The organism is Thermosynechococcus sp. PKX95, assembly GCF_031583295.1.
Lineage (GTDB): Bacteria > Cyanobacteriota > Cyanobacteriia > Thermosynechococcales > Thermosynechococcaceae > Thermosynechococcus.
Map to the genome: position 1 here is coordinate 58804 of NZ_CP134171.1, position 25544 is coordinate 84347.

General features: G+C 55.1%; 18 protein-coding genes, 1 tRNA gene and 1 riboswitch. Of the genes, 3 read left to right on the forward strand and 16 right to left on the reverse strand.

The genetic code is table 11. From position 1 onward, the window contains the following. Nucleotides 1-15 precede the first annotated feature (15 nt). From RHH81_RS00310 to RHH81_RS00355, 10 genes are all read right to left on the reverse strand, one after another. The gene (locus tag RHH81_RS00310; RefSeq protein ID WP_206200578.1) at nt 16-2685 is read right to left on the reverse strand and encodes an RNA helicase; all 2670 of its coding nucleotides are present in this window, start codon (nt 2683-2685) and stop codon (nt 16-18) included. Beyond that, a complete protein-coding gene (locus RHH81_RS00315; protein ID WP_310743185.1) occupies nt 2682-6944 on the reverse strand; it encodes a response regulator in 4263 nt (1420 codons plus the stop codon). The genes RHH81_RS00310 and RHH81_RS00315 overlap by 4 nt, the downstream gene beginning before the upstream one ends. Before the next feature lie 18 nt (nt 6945-6962). Beyond that, complete coding sequence (locus tag RHH81_RS00320) at nt 6963-10130, reverse strand: methyl-accepting chemotaxis protein (protein ID WP_310743186.1); 3168 nt, start codon at nt 10128-10130, stop codon at nt 6963-6965. Nucleotides 10131-10329: 199 nt separating this feature from the next. Next, nucleotides 10330-10860 carry a chemotaxis protein CheW gene (locus RHH81_RS00325; RefSeq protein WP_149817107.1) on the reverse strand — a complete coding sequence of 177 codons (531 nt, stop codon included), beginning with the start codon at nt 10858-10860 and terminating at the stop codon, nt 10330-10332. A gap of 4 nt (nt 10861-10864) precedes the next feature. Continuing rightward, nucleotides 10865-11230, reverse strand: a complete 366-nt coding sequence (locus RHH81_RS00330; RefSeq protein WP_149817109.1) for a response regulator transcription factor — start codon at nt 11228-11230, stop codon at nt 10865-10867. Between the two features lie 80 nt (nt 11231-11310). Continuing rightward, a complete protein-coding gene (locus RHH81_RS00335) occupies nt 11311-12501 on the reverse strand; it encodes a response regulator (RefSeq protein ID WP_302676941.1) in 1191 nt (396 codons plus the stop codon). Between the two features lie 58 nt (nt 12502-12559). After that, nucleotides 12560-13195 carry a MerR family transcriptional regulator gene (locus RHH81_RS00340; RefSeq protein WP_149817113.1) on the reverse strand — a complete coding sequence of 212 codons (636 nt, stop codon included), beginning with the start codon at nt 13193-13195 and terminating at the stop codon, nt 12560-12562. A 321-nt stretch (nt 13196-13516) separates the two neighbouring features. After that, nucleotides 13517-14839, reverse strand: a complete 1323-nt coding sequence (gene aroA, locus RHH81_RS00345; RefSeq protein WP_206200581.1) for a 3-phosphoshikimate 1-carboxyvinyltransferase — start codon at nt 14837-14839, stop codon at nt 13517-13519. A gap of 48 nt (nt 14840-14887) precedes the next feature. After that, a complete protein-coding gene (locus RHH81_RS00350) occupies nt 14888-15430 on the reverse strand; it encodes a hypothetical protein (RefSeq protein WP_206200582.1) in 543 nt (180 codons plus the stop codon). Between the two features lie 14 nt (nt 15431-15444). Further along, entirely contained in the window at nt 15445-16296 is an 852-nt protein-coding gene (locus RHH81_RS00355; RefSeq protein ID WP_206200583.1) for a hypothetical protein, read from the reverse strand. A 73-nt stretch (nt 16297-16369) separates the two neighbouring features. Here RHH81_RS00355 and RHH81_RS00360 point away from each other — a divergent pair, with 73 nt between their 5' ends. Continuing rightward, the gene (locus tag RHH81_RS00360; protein WP_310743187.1) at nt 16370-17395 is read left to right on the forward strand and encodes an alpha/beta fold hydrolase; all 1026 of its coding nucleotides are present in this window, start codon (nt 16370-16372) and stop codon (nt 17393-17395) included. 8 nt (nt 17396-17403) lie between these two features. On the opposite strand, the gene RHH81_RS00365 is transcribed toward RHH81_RS00360, so the two are convergent. From RHH81_RS00365 to RHH81_RS00375, 3 genes are all read right to left on the reverse strand, one after another. Then, nucleotides 17404-17475 (reverse strand) — tRNA-Cys (locus tag RHH81_RS00365). 59 nt (nt 17476-17534) lie between these two features. Beyond that, nucleotides 17535-19439 carry a sulfite reductase, ferredoxin dependent gene (gene sir, locus RHH81_RS00370; protein ID WP_206200585.1) on the reverse strand — a complete coding sequence of 635 codons (1905 nt, stop codon included), beginning with the start codon at nt 19437-19439 and terminating at the stop codon, nt 17535-17537. 108 nt (nt 19440-19547) lie between these two features. Further along, on the reverse strand, nt 19548-19718 hold the full coding sequence (locus RHH81_RS00375) for a hypothetical protein (RefSeq protein WP_190278128.1): 171 nt from the start codon (nt 19716-19718) through the stop codon (nt 19548-19550). Between the two features lie 158 nt (nt 19719-19876). Between RHH81_RS00375 and zds the strand changes: the two genes are divergently transcribed. Further along, nucleotides 19877-21316, forward strand: a complete 1440-nt coding sequence (gene zds / locus RHH81_RS00380) for a 9,9'-di-cis-zeta-carotene desaturase (RefSeq protein ID WP_310743188.1) — start codon at nt 19877-19879, stop codon at nt 21314-21316. After that, nucleotides 21313-21762: an SRPBCC family protein gene (locus RHH81_RS00385; RefSeq protein WP_206200587.1), complete on the forward strand. Its 450-nt coding sequence runs from the start codon at nt 21313-21315 to the stop codon at nt 21760-21762. Before zds ends, RHH81_RS00385 begins: the two co-directional genes overlap by 4 nt. A gap of 7 nt (nt 21763-21769) precedes the next feature. Here the strand turns inward: RHH81_RS00385 and RHH81_RS00390 are convergent, their stop codons facing one another. The 3 genes from RHH81_RS00390 to RHH81_RS00400 all read right to left on the reverse strand — a co-directional run bounded on the left by RHH81_RS00390 (nt 21770) and on the right by RHH81_RS00400 (nt 25235). Beyond that, a complete protein-coding gene (locus tag RHH81_RS00390; RefSeq protein WP_302676949.1) occupies nt 21770-22762 on the reverse strand; it encodes an inorganic phosphate transporter in 993 nt (330 codons plus the stop codon). Nucleotides 22763-22765: 3 nt separating this feature from the next. Then, a complete protein-coding gene (thiC, locus tag RHH81_RS00395; protein WP_190278284.1) occupies nt 22766-24148 on the reverse strand; it encodes a phosphomethylpyrimidine synthase in 1383 nt (460 codons plus the stop codon). Between the two features lie 10 nt (nt 24149-24158). Continuing rightward, a riboswitch (TPP riboswitch) is annotated at nt 24159-24257 on the reverse strand. Between the two features lie 42 nt (nt 24258-24299). Then, entirely contained in the window at nt 24300-25235 is a 936-nt protein-coding gene (locus RHH81_RS00400) for a septal ring lytic transglycosylase RlpA family protein (RefSeq protein ID WP_304941100.1), read from the reverse strand. Between the last annotated feature and the right edge of the window lie 309 nt (nt 25236-25544).

Consider the following 25544-nt stretch of genomic DNA (forward strand, 5'->3'; position numbering starts at 1 on the left):
TTATGACGATTCAAACTATACGGTTGCTGCCTCTAGCTCGACTCCTTCTAGCAAGTCATTCACGGGGAAGCGATCGAGGAGGTAGCGTGCCTGCTGGGCGCTTTGGCGGAGTTGGGGACTGGTGTGGGGCGCATGGGGAATCTGGGAAAGAAAATCGAGGGTGCGCCGCAGCAACCGCACAATATCGCCGGCATCGAGATTGGTTTCAGTGCACAATTCATGCCACGGCGTGCCCAAGGCCCACTGCTCTACCAAGCCAATGAGATCCCACTCGTACCAGAGGGGAAAGATGATGTGATGGCGACGCTGCACCTGAAACAGTCGGCGGCGAATCGGACTAAGGGCGGCAAGGCGTTCTTCCACTTCACTGGGAATGGGGTAGTTGCACCAACTGTCGGAACGGGGCGTTTCAGTCACTAGAGCTGCGATCGCTGCCGCCAAGAGGTGGGGGGGCAAGTCATCGAGTTCACCAGAGGCCAAGGCCAGAGCCAACCACAGTTCATTTTCGCCGCGCAGAGCAGCGGCCATTTCCCCAAGGGGGGTGGGGGTTAGGTCGTTGAGGCCACCAAAGTCCTGCAGGGCAGCAATGAGGGCAAGAAATTGCTCCCAGTGGCGTTGGGACTGTTGCTGGAGCTTGTGCTGGCGATCGCGCAGTTCCGTTTGTAGCCGTTCTTCGCGACGAACTAAGCGTAGCAGCGAATGGACATTTTGCGGCAGACTGGCTTGGAGTTGCGTGAGTTTGGCCTCAAGGTCAGCGATTTTAGCGGCTTGAGCCGCCACTTCCGGCGCGGCTAAGACAGGTGGCAGATCCGGGAGGGTACCGAGGTAGTGATTCGCCTCATTGCAGGGATAACTTTCCCCTAGGCGCAGTTTCATTGCCTCTGGGGGCGGGGGGAGATTGCTACAGGGGGGGCGATCGGGATAGACAGCCAAAATGTCATCAATGCCAACGACCCGAAAGCGACCATCAGCCGCAAGGCACAGCCAGTGGGGCAACTGCCCGGAACCAGCAACGGGTTGACAGAGGACGGCGGCTAAGGGGGGATGGTCTCGCAGGGGGGATTTGATATGGAGCCATGTCCCCGGCGGCACCGCCATCATAAAGGGGAGGAGTTCTTGGGCACGTTCCTGCTCCGCCTGCTGTTCGAGGATTTTCAGGAGGCGTTGATCCTGTCGTAGCCGTTCCCGCAGCTTTTGATACTGCGCTAGTTGCTGCCGATCAATGCCTGTGAGGCGTTGTTGCACGGTTTGCAATTCCGTTTCCAGTTGGGCGATCGCCTGCCGTTGGGGCGTGAGTTGCAATGTGGCCAAATACTGCCCAAAACTGCGCTCCACCAATTCCCGCGCTTCTTCAAGGGTGTGGCGTTGGAGCAGGTTCAAGACCATGCCATAGCTGGGGGTAAATTGGCTAATGAGGGGATCCGGGGCGGCGGTGGCCAAAAATGCCGCTTCATGGGCGCCCTCAAAGGGGGTTTGCAGCGTCACCACATGACCCACGGTATCCATACCGCGGCGGCCGGCTCGCCCTGCCATTTGCAAAAATTCAGAGGCCGTCAGGAGGCGATGACCACTGTCGGTGCGCTTCGAAAGGGTGGAAATGACGGTGGTGCGCGCGGGCATATTGATCCCTGCGGCCAGCGTTTCCGTGGCAAAGACGAGTTTGATCAGGCCTTCTTGAAAGAGGGTTTCCACAAGGGTTTTCACCACGGGTAGCACCCCGGCATGGTGAGCGGCAATCCCTTGGTAGAGGGGGGCAATCATTTGCGGGGCAACAATGTCCTGATGTTGTGCCAAAAAGGCCTCGACCCGCTCCGCTAGTGCTTGCTGTTCTGCCTTGGTGAGGAGATTCATGCCCAGGACCTCTTGAACCGCTTGGTCACAGCCGCGCCGACTAAAGATAAAGTAAATGGCCGGCAGCATCTCCCGCTGTTGCAGTTGGCTGACCACGTAGCGGATGCTCAAAAAGTCCCGCTTGCCGCCGCGTCGCCGCAGTTCGGGCTGGCCGTGGAGCTTCGGGTTGAGGCGTTTGCGTTGGCCGTCCAAGAGGGGGAAGAGTCCCTTGCTGTTGCAAAAGTAAAAGTGCAGCGGTATCGGTCGCCAGTCGGAGTAGATCAGTTCAGCATCCCCATGGACGGATTGAATCCAGTCGGTGAGTTGTTCGCCGTTGGCGATCGTGGCGGAGAGGGCGACTAGTTGAATTTCCTTGGGGCAGTAGATGATCGATTCTTCCCAAACGGTGCCCCGCTGGCGATCGTTCATGTAGTGGCATTCATCGAGCACCACCACTTCAACCCCCGCAAGGGAGGTACCCACTTCGCCAATGGGAGTGCCGTAGAGCATATTGCGGAAAATTTCCGTCGTCATCACCAGAATCGGGGCATCGCGGTTAATCGAGACATCCCCGGTCAAGAGGCCGACCTGCTCTGCACCAAACTGCTGCTGAAAGTCACGCCACTTCTGGTTTGAGAGTGCCTTGAGGGGGGTGGTGTAAAAAACCCGCTGCTGCCGCGTCAGGGCACGGTGAATCGCATACTCACCAATGAGGGTTTTACCTGACCCCGTAGGAGCACAGACCACCACAGAGCGACCGGCATCAAGGGCAGCGATCGCCGCTTCTTGAAAGGCATCCAGTTCAAAGGGGAGTTGGGCAAGGAAGTCTGCTAGGGCCGGCGATCGCTCACTCATGGGGTAGGTGTCGGCTCCTGCTGCACCAGAACTTCACCCCTGAGGAGCCGTGCCGCCGCATCCAGTAATTGCTCCTCGAGATAGGGCTTGGTAAAGTAGCCCCGTGCCCCCAGTTGTGCGGCCATCTTGCGGTGGCGATCGGCGCCCCGTGAGGTCAGCATGGCGATCGGCAGATGGTTGAGTTTGGGATCTTTTTGAATCCGCGAGAGCAACTCCAAGCCATCCATGCGTGGCATCTCAATGTCACAAAAGACTAAGTCACAGGGCAAGCCAGAGCGCAGTTTTTCCCACGCATCTTGACCATCCCGTGCCTGCTCAACGCGGTAGCCTGCCCGCGTAAAGGTCATTGAGAGCAACTCCCGCACTGTAATCGAGTCGTCGATAATCAGCACCAAGGGTTCGGAGGCTTCCTCGGGTTCCGCAACATCCATGGTGTGACCAAAGCCACGCCAGTCGCGATCCATGCGTCCTAGGGACAGGTCAATAATTTCCAGCACGTCGGCGATCGCCATCGCGCGACCATCCCCTTGAACTGTGACTCCCGCTACCCCCACCGGCTTCGGCACCGGTCCAGACAACTGCTTAATCACGATTTCCTGTTCGCCGATGACCTGATCCACCTCCATGGCCACGAGATCATCGCCGCTGCGCAGCACAACAATTGAGACCATGCCATCGTCTTGGCTGCTCCCGCCATAGACATTGCTGCGGCTAATATTGCGGCTGTACTTGAGCAAGTCCCCAAGTTTACGCACTGGCAGCAGGCGATCGTGCCACGAGAGGACACGTTGACCATCTTCTAGGGTTTGGATGCGCTCTTGGGGAATATCCAGCATATCCTCCACACCGTCAATGGGGAAAGCAATGCGGCAGTGGTTATCAATGCAGCAGAGGGCTTTGGTAATGCTCAGCGTCAGCGGCAAGCGGATCGTAAAGGTGGTGCCTTTGCCCACCGTAGAGTCAATGTTAATCGTGCCGCGAATGTCCTCCAGATTTTTGCGCACCACATCCATCCCCACACCGCGACCGGCAAGGGCATCGGCTTGATCTTTGGTGCTAAATCCCGACTGGAAGAGGAAGGCATAGACCTCTTGGCGCGACAGGTTGGGGGCATCCGCCTCCTTCAGGAGACCCTTCTCGATTGCCTTGCGTTTTACCCGTTCTGGGTCAATCCCCGCTCCATCGTCACTGACGGAGATAATCGCTTGACTGCCTTGATAGAAGGCTCGCACGCGAATCAGGCCTTTTTCAGGTTTGCCCAATCGCCGCCGCTCTTCGGGGGGTTCAATACCGTGATAGACGGCGTTATTGATCAGGTGGGTCATCGGGTCAAAGAGCTTTTCGAGAATGCCCTTGTCAATGAGGGTATCTTCCCCTTCAATCTTCAGTTCCACCTGTTTGCCAATGGTACTGGCAACGCGGCGCACGGCACCCGGCAAGCGGACAGACATTTCACGGAAGGGCACCATTCGTGAGCGGCTCAACCCCTCTTGAACTTGGGTAGTGACTTGACGAAACTGCCGTGCCACCTGCTCCACTTCATCAATCACGTACTGGATGTCATCCGCTGCCTCCCGCACCCGCACGATCCGCTCAATCACCTCCTGAGAGAGGGTGTGGAAACCGGTAAAGCGATCCATTTCCAAGGCATCAAACTCGACCCCCGTGGCGTGGGTTCCCCGTTCCCCTTGGCCATTGGCTGCCCGTGCTGTCGTTACGCCCAACAGTGAACTCTCAAGGAGCGATCGCTCGTAGAGGTCTTGCATTTGTTGGCTGACATCCCCAAGTTGTTGGACTTGGTAGAGCAAGTTATCAAGAAACTGCCGCAGGCGTTCTTGGGTGTCTTCGAGGCTATTGCGGTTGACCACCAACTCCCCAACGAGGTTACTCAAGGTATCGAGGTGGCGTACGGGTACCCGCATGGTTTGCTCCACCAAGGCGCTACCTTTTGGCCCTGCCCCGGCTCGGCGAGGAGTGGCCGCCTTCGCACTACTCCCTGCGGGTTGGGGAATTAATTTCTCTAAATCGGCAAAACTATCATCCGCAGTCGAGGGGGCTGTTGTGGCCGGCGGTGGGGTGGGTGCCGTAGGGGTGGCTTGACCCAAGAGTTGCTCGAGATCCTCAAAGGCCGGTGGCGCCACCGTCTCTAAAAGCTGATCCAATTCGTTGAACGTGGCAGCCTCAGCTGGGGTTGTACTCGTTGCACTTTGCTCAATCAACCCCTCCAATTCCTCTAGGACGCTTTCGGGGGTGGCAGGCACAGTGGCATCATTCATCAGTGCCTCCAGTTCAGCCATGCTGGCAGCTTCAGGGGAGGGAATGGATTCCTCCACCACCGCTTCGGGTTCCGTCATGCCTGCAGCTTCAGGAGAGGTGAAGGAGGCTTCCATGAGGGATTCTCGCTCGGTAATGCTACTAGCAGTCTCAGGAGCGGGTACAATCTCCTCCACTAGGGGTTCGGGTTCAGCAATATTTGCCGCTGTGACTTCAGGCATACTTGGCTCAGCGATCGCCGGTGCCTCGGATAGCGTTTCTGCCCAAGGATCATCAGGGCTTGGCGGAGCAATAAATTCCGCGAGGGCTTCTTCCGCCGCATTATCCACAACCAAGTTTTCTAGGACATCGTTGAGACCCGGCACCTCTTCGAGGAACTCAGCCACATCCTCAGCAACATCACTGAGAGCAGGGATCTCAAAGTCCTCTTCTAAGGGAAGCAGATCGGGAGCCTCAGTGGTTTCCACCTCACCCAAAAAGTCTTCTAGGGAAGCAACTGCCTCATCAAGAGCGGCCATCTCTGAGGGGGCTTCCTCGGCGAATTGTTCAAGGAATGCATCCAGACCAAGTTCGACGGGTTCTGCGGCTGCACTCTCCTCAAGAGGACGGTCAAGTATCAAGGGCGCCTCAAGGGCCTCAGCCATACTTTCGGCGATCGCTGGCGGTGTGAGGTCATCGAGGGAGGCTTCCTCCACCTCCGCAGAGACCAGCTCACCCGAGAGTTCTTCAATTTCATCGAGAATGGCATCAAGGCGGGGTTCTGCCTCAGGCAACTCCTCAGCAGCGGTTATGTTCAAAAAGTCGGAAATCTCCTCATCAAAGGCCGCTTCATCCCCCAGCTCTAAACTGGCCAAATCCTCCTCAAGGGTGTCCTCCAGCCAGGCCGTCGGCAGCGCTGTGGCATCACTAAAAATGTCACTCAATTCTTGGAAATCAGTCCCACTCTTCTCACCAAAAACAGTGACACCATCGCCACCGCTGCTCATTGGCTCCATTGGCTCGGAAATCTCTTCTTCAGGCACCCTCACCTCTAGCGGAGCAACCTCAGAGGCCATTTCAAGGGGTTGCAGTGGTTCCTCAAGGGTGACGGGAGCTGATTCTAAGACCACAGGCTCTGGCGCTTCTGGAACAACAGCCGGCGCTTCCTCAATCACAGGGGGCTGAAGCGCCACTAAACTGTCACTGGGACGAATCGCACTGCCTTGACCATTGAGCACCAAGTCGCGAGCCGCCATAATCTCTTTAATCACCACGGGTGCCAAGGCCGTGAGGGGCTGAGCTGTGTTACTCACCGCCTGTTGGGCGATCGCCAGCAGTTCAACCCACTGGGGCAGCGCAAAGGTTTCCCCCAATTGACCCAAATTAGAACAGGCCTCCGCCAATTCTTGCCGCACTTGGGGCGAATCGGGTTGCTTAAAGAGTTGCAACATTGCCCGCAAGCGATCGGGCACCTCCGTTTGAAAGACTAAGCGGTAGCTGGAGTCAGCAACGGGTTGCACCGGCGGCTTAACGGGTTCGGCCACAGGGGGAGAAGGCGCAGCTACAGGGGGCGCCACCTCTGCTCCTTGGGTCAGGTGGCTCAAGTGGGCTTGCAGTTGATTGAAGACTGGCTCCACCCGATTCAGCGTTGCCGTTGCTGTCTCCTCCGTCAAACCAAAGGGGCCTTGCAATTCATCGAGGAGTTCCCGCAGCGCATCAAAGGCTTGCAAAAAGAGTTGCTCTAGGGTTTCATCCACCGTTACGGGGTGTTCCCGCAGAATTTTGAAGTAGTCCTCCAGCTTGTGGGCGGTGTGCTGAATGCTATGGAGTCCGAGCATAGCCGCTCCCCCTTTGACGGAGTGGGCTGCCCGAAACATTTCACTCATCGCCTCGGGGTCATTGACCACCTGCTGGAGATTCATCAAACTGTCTTCAATGGTGGTCAGGTGTTCCTGCGCCTCCTCAATGAAGTAGCCAAGAATGCGCTTTTGTTGATCGCTTTGCATAGCCCCCTCCCGGATTGCTTAGGCTTGATCTTCAGTATTTTCAACGCGGAACCGTTCCACCGATGCCTGCAAGTTGCGCGCCACACTCACTAGACCTTGCAACGAGTCAGACACCCGCTGTGCCTCCTGAGAGGTGGCCTGCGCTGTCAACTCAATGGATTGCATCACCTGAGCCATGGCTCGCGCCGATTCTGTTTGCTCGACCGTAGCGTTGGTAATCGAGCGCACAAGGGTATCAATTTGCGAGGACACTTGGATGATGTCCTCAAGAGCATGCTTGGCCTGTTCTGCTCGCTTGGTGCCCTCAATCACCTGCTGTGTGCCCTCTTCCATGGCGGTCATCACCGCGCCGGTTTCACTTTGAATTTGCAACACAATCTGCTCAATTTCTTTCGAGGCTTTGGCTGAGCGGTCTGCCAGTTGGCGCACCTCATCGGCGACCACCGCAAACCCCCGACCTGCTTCCCCAGCTCGTGCGGCCTCAATACTGGCGTTCAAGGCCAACAGGTTCGTGCGGTTGGCGATCGACGAGATCACACCGACAATCTTGGCAATCTCTTGGGAAGATTCCGCTAGGCGCTTCACCTTGCGGGTGGTCTCGGCCACCGTTTCCCGAATTTGCAAAATACCCGCCACTGTGCGTTCCACCGCCTCACCACCACGGAGGGCTGTTTCTGAAGCATTGCGTGCCACCTCATTAGCTTCTTGGGCACTTTCGGCCACCCGCTGAATCGCATTGGTCATCATCTGCACCGAGTTCAGGGTGACGGCTAGCTCCTCCGCTTGCCGCAGAGCATCTGCTGAGAGACTACGGGCAAAAGTTTCGTTTTCTGCCGCACCGCGACTCACCTGCTGGGCGGCAATTTTCACCTGTTGCACAATCGTCCGCAGGTTGTGAATTGTCAGGTTAAAGGAGTCGGCCACTGCGCCGAGCACGTCCGCTGTCACTTCCGCTTGTACGGTCAGGTCACCGCGGGCAGCCCCCTCCACATCATCGAGGAGTCGGATCACTTGGCGCTGTAAATCATCCCGCTGCCGTTCGTTTTCCTCTGCTTTTTTCTGGGCATCAGCAGTAATTTGCTGGATGGTATCCGTCATTTGGTTAAAGCTTTGTGCCAAGAGTCCCAGTTCATCGTTACTGGTGACCGGCACCCGCGCCGTCATATCACCGGCAATCACGGCATTACACTGTGCCTGCAAATCCGTACAGAAGCGCTTGATGCGGCTGACACTGCGCTGCCCCATGGCATAGACGGCCACCCCGGCGGTGAGACCAGCAGCAGTACCACTCACTAAAGGCGCAGGGCCGGAGGCACTAAAGCCTAAACTAACGGCACCCGCAGCCAAGGCGGAAAGGACACCACTGGTTACGGCTGAGGTAATGTTTTGCTGGCCAAAGGAACTCGTGGCCGTTGAGGTTGCTGGGACTGTTCTAGCCACAGGACTAGGACTACGGGAAGGTGTTGGCGCAGTAGCTGCTGGTGCTGCAACGGGTACTTGCTCGGTAAAGGCTGACAGATCCTGACTTGCTGCAGGGGGTGGGGTTTCAGCGCGGCTAGCAGTGCTTTGACTCAGGTCGAGGCTAAAATCGGCCAAGTCCTCAAGACTTTGCTGGCTGAGATCAAATTCATCCGGTAAAACTGCAAAGGTCTCGGTGCCGGCATCGGCCATCACGGTGGCATCTGAGCCAACAGCCCCCATACCATGCACTTGAGGATTGGCAATGGTCATTTCATCATCAAATCCCGCACCGGAGAGATCTGCATTGCCAAAGGAGAGATCCTCTAGGTTAAAGTCGGCAATGGATTCAAAGGGTTCAGCACCACCAGAGCTCGCTTCCCCTTGCGCGATCGCTGGTGCCTCTGGCTCCCTAACGGTTTCACCTGCGGGAAACTCAGACATGGCGATCGTTTGCTCATCCTCAAAGGTAGCGGGGTCAAAGGCCTCAGGAGACAGGGGTTCTGCCACAATATCTGGGGCTTCAAAAGCCTCAAGGGAAACCGAAAAGTCGCCAAAGAGATCGTCTTCCTCCTCGGCTGCATCAGAGGAACTTAATTCCGGCTGCGGCAACAATTCAATGGCATCTGCCGCCTCATTGGTCAACAAATCACTGATACCAGCGGCAGAGGTAGAGACTTCAGGAACATTGGTCTCAATGGATTCCGTCAGATTTGGCAAGAGGCTCTCTTCAGGAATGCTGGCTGCTGGGGCTTCCTCAATATCGCCAAAGAGACTTTCTGCCGACATATTTGCCGCTAGGGATTCCTCAAGACCGGGAAAAAGGCTCTCTTCAGAAGCGTTGGCTTCTCCCGATTCTGTAAGCCCCCCAAAGAGACTCTCTTCAGATACGGCTACTTCAGCAGCAAAGGGATCATCAAATGTTTCGAGGGCGGGGGGCGTCATTTCTTGAAACGGAGCCGCAGTACTTTCTGATGTCTCACCATCAAAAATAGGTCTGGCCGGTTCGGACGGGGTCAAAGGAGAACTTCCCATGAGCATTGTGACATCATCATCACTGATGGACTCTGTACCTAGGGGCTGCACGGATTCGCCGATGGGAATTTCTGGAATGTCCGCGACTGGCTCCTCCAAAGAATTGGCCGAAAAGGCAAAGGGATCCTGAACCGCCGCATCTTCGTCGAAGGGATTAAAGGCACCCTGTTCTAAACTGGCGCCAAATTCTTCCTCAATGCCGCCCACCTCAAGATCGTCAAAGGGGTTACTTGTCCCTAAATCGCTACCAAAGTCATCAAAGTGATCAAGACTCAATTCCTCTGAAGGGTTTGCGGCTTGGGGTTCCACAATGGGTGGCGTGGTTTGCAAAAAGGTATTGTCCCCCTGCAGTTGGGTGTGATCTCCTTGCAGGGGGGGGTGGTGTTCGCCGCCGTTTTTGGCAGGTTCAGCAGCGGGAATCAAATCCTTAATCTTGGCAAGGCTCTCGTTGGCCAAGTTGATCAATTCTGGATCCGTTGTGGCATTGAGAACCGCATGGTACTGCTCTTGAGCCTCGCTGTAGCGTTGTTGACAGCAGTAAATGTGCCCCCGCAGCAGCCGCAGGTTTGGATCGCCCGGTCGGGTGCCCACCAACTGGTCAGTGATTTTGGCTGCTTCTTCATAGTTGCCTTGCACATAAGCGGCAACCGCTTTTTGATATTCTTGGGTGTGTTGGGTGCTGCTGGATGCCATGGGCTTACTCCCAGAATGGACGATGACGAGGGGCAGAGAATTCTTAGGGACTACATCAAGGAAGCTTTAATTACTAAAGTATGCGCCAATCCTTGGGAAAGATAGCACGGGGGTGTTAATTTTCCTAAAGTGACTGGTGTTGATGGGTTCCATCGTGACACTTGCGGGCGAGTGTCATTGAGATTCTACTTTTTCTAGTTTAGAGTCCCCAACGAGCACTGCGTAAAATGGCGAGGGGATCCAAGAGCTTAACAATGTCCTGTTGCTCGGCATCAAAAACCCATTCGCCACGGACAAAGGGAGCCATCTGATCGCTGACATGGGTCGCGGGCTTAATGGTGTCATTGTTGAGCCACTCCATGCCTCGGACTTGATGAACTGCTAGCCCTACCATTAACTCATCATCTTCAATGGCAATAATCGATAGCTCAGAGCGATCGGTATTCAAGGGGGTGTCATCGCCAAGAAACTTACCGGTATCCGCGACCCAAATCACCTGCCCCCGCAAGTTCAAAATCCCCAGTAGGAGATTGGAGGTATTGGGCACTGGCGTAATGCGATCGGGAGTCACGGCCACAACTTCGCGTACCCCAATAGCCGGTAGGGCTAGGGTATCACCGCTAGGGATGGTAAAGAGGATATGTAAATCCCCCTCTGGGGTTCTGAGGTCATCGATATTGCCACTTTCGATGGGGGCATTGGTTGCGAGTAAGTCTGAGCTACTAAACATTTTTTTAGCCTCGCAAGAGTTGCTTGATGGTGCCAACCAATTCTTTGGGGTCAAAGGGCTTCGTAATATACGCATCAGCCCCCTGTTTCATGCCCCAATAGCGATCAAACTCCTCACCTTTGGAGCTACAGATCACCACGGGAATGGATTGGGTGCGGGGGTCGGACTTAATTTGGCGACAGACTTCATACCCATTCATGCGGGGCATGACAATGTCGAGGACAACCACATCGGGCGTGCTCTGCTGCAATTGCTCCATTGCCTCGACACCATCGGTGGCAACGGTTACTTCAAAGCCTGTTTTCGCCAGCAATTCGCTGATCATTTCCCGCTGGGGTGGACTATCTTCGACAACTAAGACTTTACTCATAGGGGGTTACACGTAGAATTCAGGGTTTGCTTTATATTCTAAAAGCCTAAGAGGTTGACAGGTTGATGATAGCTAACCTGCTAACGGGGCGTCTCAAGGCCTGATTTTGGTTCTAGCACGTCGCCAAAGGACTCGTCTGTTAAGGAGGTCACAGGTGGCGCTGCACCAATGTAATGGTGCGTAATTGTTAACAATTCTTGAGTTGAAAAGGGCTTGCTGAGGTAATCAGTGGCACCGGCCACTTTGGCGCGCAGGCGATCGCTCCAACCAACGAGGCTAGTCAGCATAATAATCGGCGTATAACGGAAGCGAGGGGTGTGCCGTAGAAGGGTGCAAAATTCGTAGCCATCCAATTCGGGCATGGCAATATCGAGGAAAATCAGGTCGGGGTTGAGTTGGAAAATGAGACTCAAGGCCGTTAAGGGGTGGGCGATCGCCGTGGCTTCATAACCTGCGGCTTGCAGGGTGGATTCAACCACTTGACGGACAGTGGCGGCATCATCCACACACACGACCCGGGGCGATCGCCGCCAAGAGAGGGGGGGAAATGTACGGGTGTGGCCATTGGTTCCCCAAGAACTGACTTGTAAGTACCCTTGATGGAGATAGGGCAGCAGGAGTTTGCCCACCGTCACGCCATCTCGTCCCAGTTGCCGACTCAGACGGCGCAAGGTGATCCGCTCGCGCACGAAGGGTTCCAGTTGGCGAAACCACTGATCCGCTGGATCGTTGCCTGTGGGTTTAATATCCGTCAGTTCGAGGGATTGATCAAGGGAACGCAACTCTGGATGCAGTTTTTTCCATTCCCGCAGATGACTCAGGCTGTCATTGAGCAGCATTGTCAGGGAGAGATTGTGCCATTGGGGGGTGAGGGGACTCGCACTATAAAACTTGAACCAAGCGCGATTGAGGCTAACAACGTCAAAGAGACTCTCCCGCAGCAGCGCCCGCCACACGCTATGGATTTGATTGAGCTTGCAGTGATCGAGGAGCCACCACAGGCATTCGTATTCCACCCAACTGGCACCGGCTTTGCTTTCGATGAAGCTATCGGGACTCGGCCAAGGAATGCCCTGCCCATAGAGCAGATCCTGCAACCGCTCTAAACTGTGGCTGTGGCGATCGGCAATATAAACCAAGTGACCATGACTCAAAAAGAGAAGCCACGTATGACCGGCATCATCTTCGAGGTAGAGTTCCCCGGTGCGCTGGCCAAGGGCAAGGGTTTGGCACAGCGTGTAAATATCCGTATCGTTGAGGCATCCTTCCATGGCGCTATTATAGCGATCGCCAGCGGGCTGACCGCGACACCGGATAGTTCAGTCTCAGTTAGCGCTGGGTATAGCTAGAGAGCAATTGCACCAGTTGCTTCACAAGGGCTTCCTGATCGCGATTGATCTGGGGAAAGTTAAAGTCATCGCGAATATGAACCTCAAAGCCCGGCACCACCTCAATGCGCTTCCAAGATTCTGGTTGCGGTGAATGGCTCGGGGGCGGTACCTCGCGGCGGCTGACACTGGGACTGACGCGCATGGGTTCCCCATAGCGATGCTCAGAGCGGTCTTGTACCTGTTGCAAAAAGGCCAAAGCTGGGTTGATCGGGGGTGGATTCAATTGCAGATGAACCCCTTGCTCAAGGAGTGCCCGCAGTTCTGGGGTGCTCATGCGATACACCAGCTTGTAAATGGCACCTGCGGTATAGCCCTCCATCAACAGCCGCCGCACCACCAGCAATTGCACCAGGTGGCGATAGCCGTAGCGCCCTTCGCGGCCAATGCGAGCGGGACGGTCAATCAATTTGCAGGAGGTGTAATGGCGCACCAGACGCGGGTTGACCTCTTCCAAAACACGGTTTTTGGAATCCTCCTGGGGGAGGTGCTGGGGTAAGAGTTCGTTGGCGATTTCCACCAACTCATCTAATGACCATTGATCCTGAACGTGGATGAAATCTTGAATTGTTGCCATGATGAACAAACACAGCCTTTTTTGAACGAAAAAACAAAGAAGTCAGTTAGAGAGGGATTTTCCTGTCCCAGATAGAGCGCAAGGGCGCCCCTAGAGCAGGAGTGAAACTATATTATCGTATTTTTTTGGTTCTGTATCATTTTGGGTCTAATTTAGTCTTACAATTATCAAGGAAAGTAAACACCTGAATATTACAACGCTACAGAGAGTTCAACGCAACGCGAAGCTGCATTGTGACACCAAAACAATTTATTTGATGCTAGCATACAGCGTTTGGTGTTGAGTGAAGTTGTCCCAAAAATTACTGGGATTTTTGTGTTGTCAAGCAATTTGTTGCAGAGTTGTTACAAATTCAGGATAGGAGACGGCTGCCGCACTGGCGTTGTGAATGTGGCTGGTTCCTGTGGCATTGAGGGCAGCGATCGCCAGACTCATGGCCATGCGATGATCGCCGTAGGTTTCCACATGGGTGCCTTGCAAGGGTACGCCCCCCTGAATATCGAGGCCATCACTGAGTTCAGTGACCTTAGCGCCCATTTTTTGCAATTCTGTGGCTACGGCCTTGAGGCGATCGCTCTCCTTCACCCGCAGTTCTGCTGCATCCCGAATTTCGGTGATCCCCTCGGCAAAGGCAGCAGCTACAGCCAAAATCGGAATCTCATCAATCAAGCGGGGAATCAATTCACCGCCAATACGGGTTCCCTTGAGGGCTGCCGATCGCACCCGCAGATCTGCAACGGGTTCGCCTGTGACGAGCCGCTCATTTTCAAGGGTAATCTCGGCCCCCATTGCCCAAAGCACGTCGAGAATGCCGGTGCGGGTGGGGTTAACTCCCACATTGGTCAGTACTAGTTCTGAATCAGGGGTAATGGAGGCTGCCACCAACCAAAAGGCGGCTGAACTGATGTCGCCGGGCACAATCACCTTCTGACCCTTTAAGACCGCAGGTCCTTCAAGACTCACCGTACAGGTGGCCTCATCCACGCTCAAACAGGCACCAAAGGCCTGAAGCATACGTTCACTGTGATCCCGTGAGCGGTGGGGTTCGCGAATAATGGTGGTGCCTTCGGTGTGGAGGGCGGCGAGCAATAGCGCTGATTTCACCTGAGCGGAGGCAATGGGACTGTAGTAGGTGATTGGCTCTAAGGGCTGCCCCAAAACGGCCAAGGGGGCACGGCTGTGGTGTTGACGCCCCCAAATCTGGGCACCCATCTGCATCAAGGGTGTGACGACCCGTGCCATGGGGCGCGATCGCAATGAGGCATCCCCAGTCATCGTAAAAAAGCGACCTGTTTGCGCTGCCAATACCCCCAACAACAACCGCATCGTTGTACCAGAGTTGCCGGCATTCAGGACATCCACGGGTTCTTGGAGATGGCCAATTCCCAAGCCTTGAACTGTGACTGCTGTGGCATTGAGATCTGAAATCTCGGCACCAAGGGCACGAAAACAGGCGGCGGTACTACAGGTATCTTCACCCACGAGCAGGCCTTCAATATGGGTAGTGCCCTCTGCCATTGCTCCCAACATCAGGGCACGGTGGGAAATGGATTTATCTCCCGGTACTTGGAGGGTGCCCTGCAGGGGATGGCCATCGGCCTGAATTTGCCAAGTGTCGTCGGATGTAATCTGAATAACCGCCATGGGATATTTGGATAAAACCGCGTTCTCGATTGTCCCACGTCTGTTGCGCTATAGCCCCATTGAGCGCTTCAGTTCCTCAAGGGCAGTTTGCAGTTCCAAGCGGCGAAACTCAGCTTCAATTGGGTCATTCAGGTCACTGGTCATGCGTGGTGGCGGTGGGGGCGGTGGTGGGGGCGCACTAGCACTAGGCACACGGTTCATGATTTCTCGCCGGCGATCGCGAATCTTTTGCAGCAGCTGCTGGGTAACGGGGATTTGATTGAGGGCGTCGAGGCGTTGCGTCCACAATTGTTCCCCCCGTTGGCGCAATTCGGCCTCCCGTTGTCGTGCCAATTCGGCCAGATCAGGACGCTGAGCGGCCATAGCGGTGTGGGTACGATCGCGCCAGCGGCGAATCTCGGAAACAAGGCCTAAAATTTGCTGTTCGCAGGTATTGACTTCCTGTTGCAGCCGCAGTAGCCGCTCTTGGGTTTCCCGTTCTTGATCCTCTAGCTCAAGGAGCAGTAGATTGAGTTCAAGCTGCGGATTGGCACGAATAAAGTCCTCGAGTTTTTGCTCTAGGAATGCATTCAAGTCGCGGAAAAAGCTCATGAGTGCCCCTTTTTTTAAAAACTTTGGCCAACAGTGAGGGAGCGCACTTCCCCTTGACGCCGTAGCACCGCCCGCTGATTTTGAATCTGTACCAGTTGCCAGCCGTCGTTGCCAATTGTATCGCCCACACTCAAGCGCAGTGTTTGGCCATTGCTTTGAAAAAGAGCCACTGAGCGATCGCCCAGTTCGAGGATGCCAACTAAGGTATGTTGGGGGGGCGCCGGTGTAGGGGCAGGGGGTACCGGTGTGGCTGCCGGCGTAGGAGCTGTCACCGTTGGTAAATTGGGCAGGGTCACCGTTGGCGCGCTGGGGGCTTGGTAGACGGGAACGTAAATGCGTTCAACCGTCGGGGTGGGGGTTGAGGGGGTGGGAACCGAATTGCTGGCGATCGCTGGCGATGCAGGGGTTGGGGGGGCGGCCCGTTGGCTGAGCAGCTGAAGGGAGGTTTGCAGATACTCAGCGAAGGCAATGTCCGCAGGGCTGGTGGTTGTGGTCACCGTAGCGTCAGGGGCAACTGCAACTGGTTGGCGATTCAGACTGATCCAAAGGCCAACTCCTAGGACAAAGGAGGCAATGCCAACCCCCATCAAAAAGCGATCGCCCCAAGAAAAGGCCTGCTGCGGTTGAGGGCGGTGCAGCCAGCGAGAAGGTTCCGCCGGTGGTGGAGGCGGAGGAGGAGTTGTCGCTTCAAAAGGGACGAGGAGGGAAGGTTCCGGTTCTAAAACCGCTGCTAGGGATTCTGGCTCATTGAGGTCGGCCTCCACAGCGGCAAAGACTTCATCCAGCAAGCGGTTGGCTTGGACATCTGTCAGACAGGTTTCCATGGTATAGGGGTCTGTCCTCTGCGGATCATCGCTCCGTGTCATCACCCATGCCTCACAATGATCACCAAAAACGCCCTACCTTACCTATTTTGCTTACGATGGATGACTAAATTCTATGCAATCCCTCTCCTATTGGCCACCACTGCCGCTGCACTCTGGCGTGATCCACACGGTCTTTACTGCCTATGTCCAACGCTGGGGGTGCCTCTACCCTTGGCAACCGCAAACCAGCCATGTTTTCCATGGGGCGGCGGGCGTGCCCCTGTACGGTGAGGGGTATCGGGTTGGCCAAGCACGCGGAACCATCATTGCCACCTACGGCATTACGGGTGATCTCAAGAATCAATGGTACTTGCATACCCTTGCCCATTGGGCGATCGCCCGCCGCTTTGATGTGGTGCTCTTCGACTGGCGTGCCCATGGCCGCAGTGCTGAACTTTCTCCGGCGTTGACCAGTGATGGGCTTTACGAAGGCCAAGACTTTGTCGCGATCGCCCAACAGTGCCAAGAACTGGGCTATAGGCCGCCCTACTGGTTTGTTGGCTATTCCTTGGGGGGGCAGTTAGCCCTTTGGGGGGCGTGGTATGCCCAACAGCAAGGGACAAAAGAGATTGGGGGGGCGGCTGTGATTTGCCCCAACCTTGACTCCAACCGCTCCCTTGCCCACCTCGGCACGACTTTTTGGGGACGGCAATTTGAACGCGCCATCAGCCGTCAACTCCAACACTTAGCTCGCCACCTGCATCGCCTTCATCCTCAAATCTTTGATCTCAACACCGTTGCCCAGATTGACACCATTGCCGGTTTTGATGCCGCCCTCGTCATTGACCGCCTTGGCTTTGGCAGTGTGGCCGAGTATTACGCCGCCAGCAGTCCCTTGCCGCTGCTGCCGCAACTGAACCTACCAGTCTGGATTCTCTATGCCGCCGATGATCCCCTATTTGATCCCAATCTGGTGCCAGAACTCCTAGCCATTGCCAAGGCGAACCCTGCCCTCACCCTGCTGATGACAGAGCAAGGGGGTCACGTGGGCTTTACCAGCGATCGCAAGTGTCAACACCTCTGGGGCGATCCCGACTACTGCTGGGGGATTCATCGGCTCTTGGATTGGCTAGCACAGCAGAGTTACACCAGAAGCTAAATGACCAAAGGCGGCACCCGGATTCGAACCGGGGGATAAAGGTTTTGCAGACCTCTGCCTTACCACTTGGCTATGCCGCCCTATTTGGCGATTTCTCATTATAGCCGATAGCGCTCTTCCCATCCTTGATTGTTTTAGCTTACTGACCAGATTGCTCAAGGTAACGCTGGATGGCTTCACGGGTCACTGCCGCCAGAGACATGCCCTTGGCCGCTGCTAATTCCTTAAGCTGCTGGTATTGATCGGCACGCACATCCACGCGGTAGCGCTTTGTCGCGGTAGCTGGAATATAGGTAGCGGCAAATTCCCGCAAGGCAGCCAAGCCGACGCGGTGGCAAAAGTCCCCAAAGGATTCGCCCTTGTGCCGGCGATCGCGATAAAAAACTAGCAATGGCTCTAGGGCTGTTTCCAGTTCGGCAATCGGTAACCGCTCAATATAGACCTCTGCTAAGCGGGTTTGATCGGGACTCCCCCCCAACCAAGTCTGATAGGCGCCGGGGACAATGCCAACAAAGCCCAATTCCGCCAAGTAGGGGCGGGCACAGCCATTGGGGCACCCCGTCATCCGAATCACAAAGTGCTCTTCTTGGAGTCCCAGCCGATCCATGAGGCGACGAATCCGCTCCAGTACCCCCGGAATTGCCCGTTCCGACTCGGTAATGGCCAAGCCACAGGTAGGCAACGCCGGGCAGGCCATGCTATAGCGTTCGAGGGGATCAATGGCATTGACATCACGCACCCCGTGCTGCTCAAGGATGTGCTGAATTGCATCCTGTTGATCGGGAGAAACATCACACAGGAGCAGATTTTGGTGAGGCGTGACCCGCAGGGGGAGCTGAAAGTCTTGGACGATTTTCTTGAGGGCCGACTTGAGTTTGAAGTTCCCCTGATCAAGGATGCGGCCATTGGCAATGGAGAGGCCATAGAAGAATTTGCCATCTCCTTGGGGGTGCCAGCCCAAAAAGTCCTGATAGCGCCACGGCGGCAGCGGGCGAAAGGGTTCGAGGGGTTTGCCAAAGTATTCTTCCACCTTGGCCTTGAATTTTTCGACTCCCCAATCGTGGATCAGGTATTTCAAACGGGCGTGGCGCCGATTATAGCGATCGCCATAGTCCCGCTGGGTGGCCACGATCGCCTTCACCGCCTCATAGACATCTGCCGCTCGGACAAAGCCAATTTCATCAGCCATGCGGGCAAAGGTTTCTTCTTTGTTGTGGGTGCGCCCCAAACCACCACCAGCATAGATATTGAAGCCCTCAAGATGGCCTTGGGCATCTGTAATCACCACCAGTGTCAAATCTTGGGAGAAGAGATCTACGGAGTTATCCCCCGGCACCGTGACACAGCACTTAAATTTGCGGGGCATATAGTGATCGCCGTAGATCGGCTCTTCGTTATTGGGAAAGATCGTGCCATTGCCATTGCGCTGCCGTGCCGCCTTGACATCGGGGTGCTCTTCGGCGGAGATCACCTTTTCACCATCGAGCCAAATCTCGTAGTAGGCACCGGTTTGTGGGGTCAGCAGATCGGCAATGCGGTGGGCATACTCATAGGCAAGGGCATATTCCGGGCGATCGCGAAAGGGGGCGGGTGGCGCCATGACATTGCGGTTCAAATCACCGCAGGCGCCCAATGTGGATCCCATGCTGCGAATAATGGCTGCGATCGCTGCTTTCAGATTCTTCTTGAGAATGCCGTGCAACTGGAATCCTTGCCGCGTTGTTGCCCGCAGGGTGTGGTTGCCATACTCATCCGCCAAGCGATCCAAGGTTAAATAGAGCTGCGGCGGAATATACCCTCCTGGACTGCGGGTACGCAGCATGAACTGGTAGTCTTTCTCCTGACCCTTGACGCGGTTATCGCGGTTGTCCTGCTGATAGGAGCCGTGGAACTTGAGGATCTGCACCCCCTCTTCGCTAAAACGATTCGTTGGTTCTAGCAGTTCTGTGGCTAGGGGTTCCCGCAGATGTTGGCTTTGTTCCTTGAGAGCCTCAATTTTTGAGCGTTTCAGGGCAGCATCAGCAGAGGGGGGCGAAGCAACCATAGTGTTCTTTTTTCCAGCAGGTGAAAGTAACTAAAATGACGACAGCCAAAAGTCCCTAATCTTGATCGGGAAAGTGAGCTATCTCATTTTAGCGAACCTGTGGAACGATTAACAGGAGGGTTCTTCCTTGGAGGCACAGTCCTTTTGCCAGCAGCGTTCGAGGTAAGCATCGTAATACTGCCGCCAGAACCGTTTGGGATTGAGGGTAAAGCCCGGACTAAATAGCCGTTGGTTCAAATACTGCCAGAGGGGAAAGGCGAGGACACGACGCGTAGCCATAAGCACACCGTGAGCGTGAGCGATTCAAAAACTTCAACTTACCTTGATCATAGACGAGGGTTCTGGGGGGCAAGGGTCTCTGCCAAGTTTCTTAACGCGCGAGAAACCGTCCGAGGGGCGGAAAATGTTAAAATCTGTAAAGTTTTCTGGGATCACCGATGCGGGTTGTCATTGTTGGTGCAGGATTAGCCGGCTTAGCCGCCGCAGTGGATTTGGTGGATGCCGGTCACAGTGTTGAAATCTATGAATCCCGTCCCTTTGTGGGGGGCAAAGTCAGCAGTTGGCAAGATGCCGATGGAAACCACATTGAGATGGGGCTGCATGTCTTCTTTTACAACTACGCCAATCTCTTCGAACTGATGACCAAGGTGGGGGCGATCGCCAACCTACTACCTAAGGAACATACCCACACCTTTATTAATCGCGGTGGTCAGGTGGGAGAACTGGATTTTCGCTTTCCCTTGGGTGCCCCCTTCAACGGTCTCAAGGCCTTCTTTACCACCAATCAACTCTCTGCTGCCGATAAATTCTTTAATGCCATTGCCCTTGGCACCAGTCCTGTGGTGCGGGGTCTGGTGGATTATGAAGGGGCAATGCGCCAAATTCGCGCCTTAGATCGGGTCAGTTTTGCGGAGTGGTTTCGCCGCCATGGCGGTTCAGAAAACAGTCTCAAGCGCCTTTGGAATCCCATTTCCTATGCCCTTGGCTTCATTGATACCGAGCACATGTCTGCTCGCTGTATGCTGACGATCTTTATGATGTTTGCCGCCAAAACCACTGCCTCACGGCTCAATATGCTCAAGGGGTCACCGGCAGAGTACCTGCTCAAACCCTTGGTGAACTACCTTGAAGCGCGGGGGGCTAAGATTCATCTGCGGCGACGGGTGAAGGAAATTCGCTTTCGCGGCGATGATCCGAGCACTTGGCAGGTGGAAGGGTTGGTGATTCCCCTAGGCGAAAAACTAGAAACAGTTACAGCGGATGCCTATCTATGTGCCTGTGATGTGCCGGGGATTCAGCGCCTGATTCCGGCGGCGTGGCGATCGCACCCAACCTTTGACAACATCTTTAAGCTCGAGGCCGTGCCTGTGGCCACGGTACAACTGCGATTTGATGGCTGGGTTACGGAACTGCAAGACCCCAGTAAGCAAAAACAGGTGGCGGCAACGGGTATTGATAACCTGCTCTACACTGCCGATGCTGACTTTTCCTGCTTTGCGGATCTGGCCCTCACTAGTCCAGCGGACTACTATCGCGAAGGTCAAGGCTCCTTACTGCAAGTGGTGCTTACTCCCGGTGATCCCTTCATCAAAGCCAGCAATGAAGAAATTGCCCAACATGTGCTGCGCCAAGTCCATGAACTTTTCCCCTCGTCGCGCCATCTGAACATGACATGGTACAGTGTCGTCAAATTAGCGCAGTCCCTCTATCGCGAAGCCCCCGGCATGGATCCCTATCGTCCGCCCCAAAAAACACCCGTTCCTAACTTTTACTTGGCGGGCAGCTATACGCAGCAGGACTACATTGACAGCATGGAGGGCGCGACAATGTCCGGACGACAAGCCGCCCAAGCGATTTTGGCAGGAGGTCATGGATGAGTTGGTTAGAGCATACGGTTCAGATTGAAGTGGCAGCCGATGTCGATCGCGTCTGGGCACTGTGGTCGGATCTGGAGAAAATGCCCCTGTGGATGAAGTGGATTGAATCTGTGGTCATCACTGAAGAAGACCCTACCCTATCGCGCTGGACATTGACCACGGGCAACTGGCACTTTAGCTGGCGATCGCGCATTTGCCGCCAAGTGAAGCACCAAATGATTCAGTGGGAGTCCGTGGATGGGCTGCCCAATCGGGGTGCAATTCGCTTTTACGATCGCCATGGCAGCACCATTGTGAAGCTGTCGGTGTCCTATGCCATTCCGGGAATTTTGGGACAAATGATGGATCGCCTTTTCCTTGGCCGCGTAGTTGAAAGTACATTGCAAGCAGATCTCGAACGCTTTCGTGAATATGCCCAACAAATGCAGCCCACACAGGTTTCCTGAGGTTGACTCAAAGTTGGGATAGACCAAAAGAGATCGCGATCGCCAGCAGGGCTGCACCGGGAAACGTGAGTACCCATGCCATGAAAATTTGCGCCCACACTTGCCAGTTCACTTCCCCTTGATGGCGATAGCCAGCACCCGTAATCGCACCCACCACGACTTGTGTCGTACTGACGGGAAAGCCCACCAGACTTGCGGCTCCCACAGTCAAGGCGGCACTGAGATTCGCTAAGCAGCCACTCACAGGGTCAAGGGGTGTAATTTTCTCCCCCGTAGTGCGGATAATGCGTTCGCCGCCGCCATAGGTACCGATCGCGATCGCCAAGGCACAGGCAGCCATCACCCAGAAGGGCACACCCGCCTCCGGTGACAGTTGTCCCCAACTCACAAGGGCAAGGGTGATCACCCCCATTGTTTTCTGGGCATCGTTGGCACCGTGGGCAACGGCCATCAATGTTCCGGAGAGAATCTGCAACCGTTGCCAGTGCTCTGGGGGGAGTTCTCCTTGCCATTGCAACCACTTTTCGACTAGGGTCATCAAACCAAGGCCGATGGCGATCGCCACCAAGGGGGACACGACCATGGGAATCACCACCGCCTCAACAATCCCCTGCCAATAGATGATTTGTGGTGACACTTGAAAGAGGGCTGCCCCCACCAAGCCACCAATGAGGGCATGGGAAGAACTACTGGGTAAACCCCAATACCAAGTGAGCAAATTCCAGCCCATCGCGCCGAGGAGTGCGGCACTAATCACGCCAAACCAATGGGCACCCAAGGCACTGCTGTTGAGAATGCCGGCTTCAATTGTTAGCGCCACCCGCGTACTCAAGAAGGCACCACCAAAATTAGCCGCAGCAGCAAGGATGAGCGCCGATCTCAGGGAAAGGGCACGGGTGGCCACCACCGTTGCAATGGCATTGGCGGCATCATGGAAGCCATTGGTGACATCAAAAAGGAGGGCGATCGCAATCAACCCCCCCTTGAAATCAATGGCCATGCCCTAGGCAGAGGCACTCACTTGATCTTTGTCCTTGGCGAGGAATTTCTCCAGTTCGGCAAGGGCATCGGCATCTACCTTCGTTTGCATGGGGCAGAACTTCGGCCCGCACATGGAGCAAAACTCAGCCGTTTTATAGATATCTGCCGGTAGGGTTTCGTCGTGGTATTCCCGTGCCCGATCCGGATCGAGAGCCAGTTCAAATTGGCGGTTCCAGTCAAAGTTATACCGTGCCCGCGACAGTTCATCATCGCGATCGCGCGCCCCCGGACGATGACGGGCAATATCCGCTGCGTGAGCCGCAATTTTGTAGGCAATCAAGCCATTGCGCACATCTTCAGCATTGGGTAAGCCAAGGTGCTCTTTGGGGGTCACATAGCAAAGCATGGCCGTGCCGTACCAACCCGCCATCGCCGCGCCAATGGCACTGGTAATGTGGTCATAGCCGGGGGCAATATCCGTGACCAAGGGCCCAAGGACATAGAAAGGAGCCTCAGAGCATTCTTCCATCTGCTTGCGCACATTGAATTCAATTTGATCCATGGGCACGTGGCCAGGGCCTTCCACCATCACTTGGACATCGTGTTCCCAAGCCTTGCGGGTGAGTTGACCGAGGGTTTTCAATTCTGCCAATTGAGCCTCATCAGAGGCATCATGGAGACACCCTGGCCGCAGCGAGTCCCCAAGGGAGAAGGAAACATCGTATTTTTTGAAGATCTCAATAATGTCGCGGAAGTGGGTGTAGAGGGGATTTTGCTTGTGGTGATACAGCATCCACTTGGCGAGAATGCCGCCGCCGCGCGACACAATCCCAGTGATGCGGTTTTTCACCAAAGGCAGATATTCAATGAGAATCCCCGCATGGATCGTCATGTAGTCCACCCCCTGCTGGGCGTGCTTTTCAATGACATGGAGAAAGTCATCGGGGGTAAGCCGCTCAACGCTACCGTGGACGCTTTCAAGGGCTTGATAGACGGGCACCGTTCCAATGGGCACGGGTGAGGCATTAATAATGGCGGTGCGAATGGCATCAAGGTCACCCCCCCCGGTGGAGAGATCCATCACCGTATCGGCACCATACTTCACTGCGAGACGCAGTTTGGCCAATTCTTCCTCGAGGTTTGAGGAGTTAGGAGAGGCACCAATGTTGGCATTGACTTTGCACTTGGCAGCAATCCCGATCGCCATCGGCTCGAGGTTGGGGTGATTGATATTGGCGGGAATAATCATCCGTCCACGGGCGACCTCATCGCGAATCAATTCCGCAGGTAGGTTTTCCCGCCGTGCCACATAGTGCATTTCTTCGGTGATAATCCCTTGGCGGGCATAATGCATTTGGGTAACATTGTCATGCCCTTTGCGGGCAGCAATCCATTCGCTACGCACCATTGATAGAATCCTCTCTAGACAGCTTCCCTGCGCCAGCATGATCTGGTTCAGGTTCTAAGGGTTTGCTCTCAGCCTGCTCTGACCGCAGACACCCCTAGCATGTCGTTCATTCTATCACTTTGCTTTTGGGGGGTGGGGATCAGTCTAATCAGTCTAAAACGTCAATGCGCACAGACCCGACACCGACACCAATGAGGCCAATGGCAGCCGCAGCCCCCCGCGAGAGGTCAATTTCCCGTCCCCCCGTAAAAGGCCCGCGATCGTTAATGCGCACCACTACTGAGCGGCCATTCTGGAGATTTGTCACCCGTACCCGTGTCCCAAAGGGCAGTGTGCGATGAGCCGCCGTCAGGGCGTCCTGATCAAATCGCTCGCCATTGGCAGTGCGGGCACCATGGAAGCCGGGGCCATACCACGAGGCAATACCCGTCAACTGCATCCGAATCGGTCCCATGGCCACAACGGTATTTGGTCTACCCTCTACGCTGGTTAGGGCAGGGGCATTCCCCAGTTGGCGGCGGATCAGGTTAGCAATGCGCAGGGCGTTTTCATCATTGCGTTGTGAACTATTGGGAAGCGTGACTTGATGGTTCAGAGTCAGGAGAGGTTCTTTGTCGGCGTAGATGCGGTATTGCTGTTGTTGGGCATCCCAACCCACGCGCACAAGGTTGGCATCAAAGCCCTGTTCGTGGAGCTGATTGAGGCGAGCGGTGAGAATGGTTGCCTGTTGGGCTGCTTCTGAGAGGGTGGTTTGCTCTGGTATCCCGGCGCCGTTGGCGGCAGCGACTTTGACGCCCTCTGTAGCTGCTACCCGTTGACCCAAGAAGGTGAGTACGGGAATCCCCCGCAAATAGACGGTTACGGCTTCGCGGCCTTGCTGTTGGTGACGATGCAGACTGGCGATCGCCCGCGTTGCTGTTGGGGTCGTGGATTGACGTTCCCCCACTTTGGTGGCAACGACAGCGGAAGAGGGGGCTGAACCTGACTCTATGGCTGGTGTGGTTGTGGTTGCACGGCTACTGGAAAGGATTCCCAACACAGCCAACGTGCTTGTTGTCAGACCCACATAAAGCGTTTTTTTCATAGGCGTCCGTTAAAAAGGGCATCCATACGGCTGGACAGTAGGGCACCAACATCACACAGGGGTTACCCCTACTGGTGCCGTGTTCGCTCTCATCGCGGAACTGTTTCAACCTACCACGAAGGCCTAGAATCAAGCATCAGGGGCATTTTGTTCATGGTAAACATTTTGAAAAAGAATAAAAAAGCGCTGAAGGCGGTGAAACCTACGCAGACTGGCATATTAACGGAATTTACAGTTGACGAAAGAAAATAAGAAAATTTTATAAACTTTTAACAAATCGTTTTTAATTTCTGAAGATTTCTGTGACTC

Bases quoted from the DNA above. Each gene is read 5' to 3' on its own strand.
- RHH81_RS00315 (WP_310743185.1), bottom strand. From the start codon at position 6,944: ATGCAAAGCGATCAACAAAAGCGCATTCTTGGCTACTTCATTGAGGAG.
- RHH81_RS00330 (WP_149817109.1), bottom strand. From the start codon at position 11,230: ATGAGTAAAGTCTTAGTTGTCGAAGATAGTCCACCCCAGCGGGAAATG.
- RHH81_RS00320 (WP_310743186.1), bottom strand. From the start codon at position 10,130: ATGGCATCCAGCAGCACCCAACACACCCAAGAATATCAAAAAGCGGTT.
- RHH81_RS00310 (WP_206200578.1), bottom strand. From the start codon at position 2,685: ATGAGTGAGCGATCGCCGGCCCTAGCAGACTTCCTTGCCCAACTCCCC.
- RHH81_RS00385 (WP_206200587.1), top strand. From the start codon at position 21,313: ATGAGTTGGTTAGAGCATACGGTTCAGATTGAAGTGGCAGCCGATGTC.
- zds (WP_310743188.1), top strand. From the start codon at position 19,877: ATGCGGGTTGTCATTGTTGGTGCAGGATTAGCCGGCTTAGCCGCCGCA.
- RHH81_RS00335 (WP_302676941.1), bottom strand. From the start codon at position 12,501: ATGGAAGGATGCCTCAACGATACGGATATTTACACGCTGTGCCAAACC.
- RHH81_RS00400 (WP_304941100.1), bottom strand. From the start codon at position 25,235: ATGAAAAAAACGCTTTATGTGGGTCTGACAACAAGCACGTTGGCTGTG.
- RHH81_RS00360 (WP_310743187.1), top strand. From the start codon at position 16,370: ATGCAATCCCTCTCCTATTGGCCACCACTGCCGCTGCACTCTGGCGTG.
- RHH81_RS00350 (WP_206200582.1), bottom strand. From the start codon at position 15,430: ATGAGCTTTTTCCGCGACTTGAATGCATTCCTAGAGCAAAAACTCGAG.
- RHH81_RS00325 (WP_149817107.1), bottom strand. From the start codon at position 10,860: ATGTTTAGTAGCTCAGACTTACTCGCAACCAATGCCCCCATCGAAAGT.
- aroA (WP_206200581.1), bottom strand. From the start codon at position 14,839: ATGGCGGTTATTCAGATTACATCCGACGACACTTGGCAAATTCAGGCC.
- RHH81_RS00355 (WP_206200583.1), bottom strand. From the start codon at position 16,296: ATGACACGGAGCGATGATCCGCAGAGGACAGACCCCTATACCATGGAA.
- RHH81_RS00340 (WP_149817113.1), bottom strand. From the start codon at position 13,195: ATGGCAACAATTCAAGATTTCATCCACGTTCAGGATCAATGGTCATTA.
- RHH81_RS00390 (WP_302676949.1), bottom strand. From the start codon at position 22,762: ATGGCCATTGATTTCAAGGGGGGGTTGATTGCGATCGCCCTCCTTTTT.
- RHH81_RS00375 (WP_190278128.1), bottom strand. From the start codon at position 19,718: ATGGCTACGCGTCGTGTCCTCGCCTTTCCCCTCTGGCAGTATTTGAAC.
- sir (WP_206200585.1), bottom strand. From the start codon at position 19,439: ATGGTTGCTTCGCCCCCCTCTGCTGATGCTGCCCTGAAACGCTCAAAA.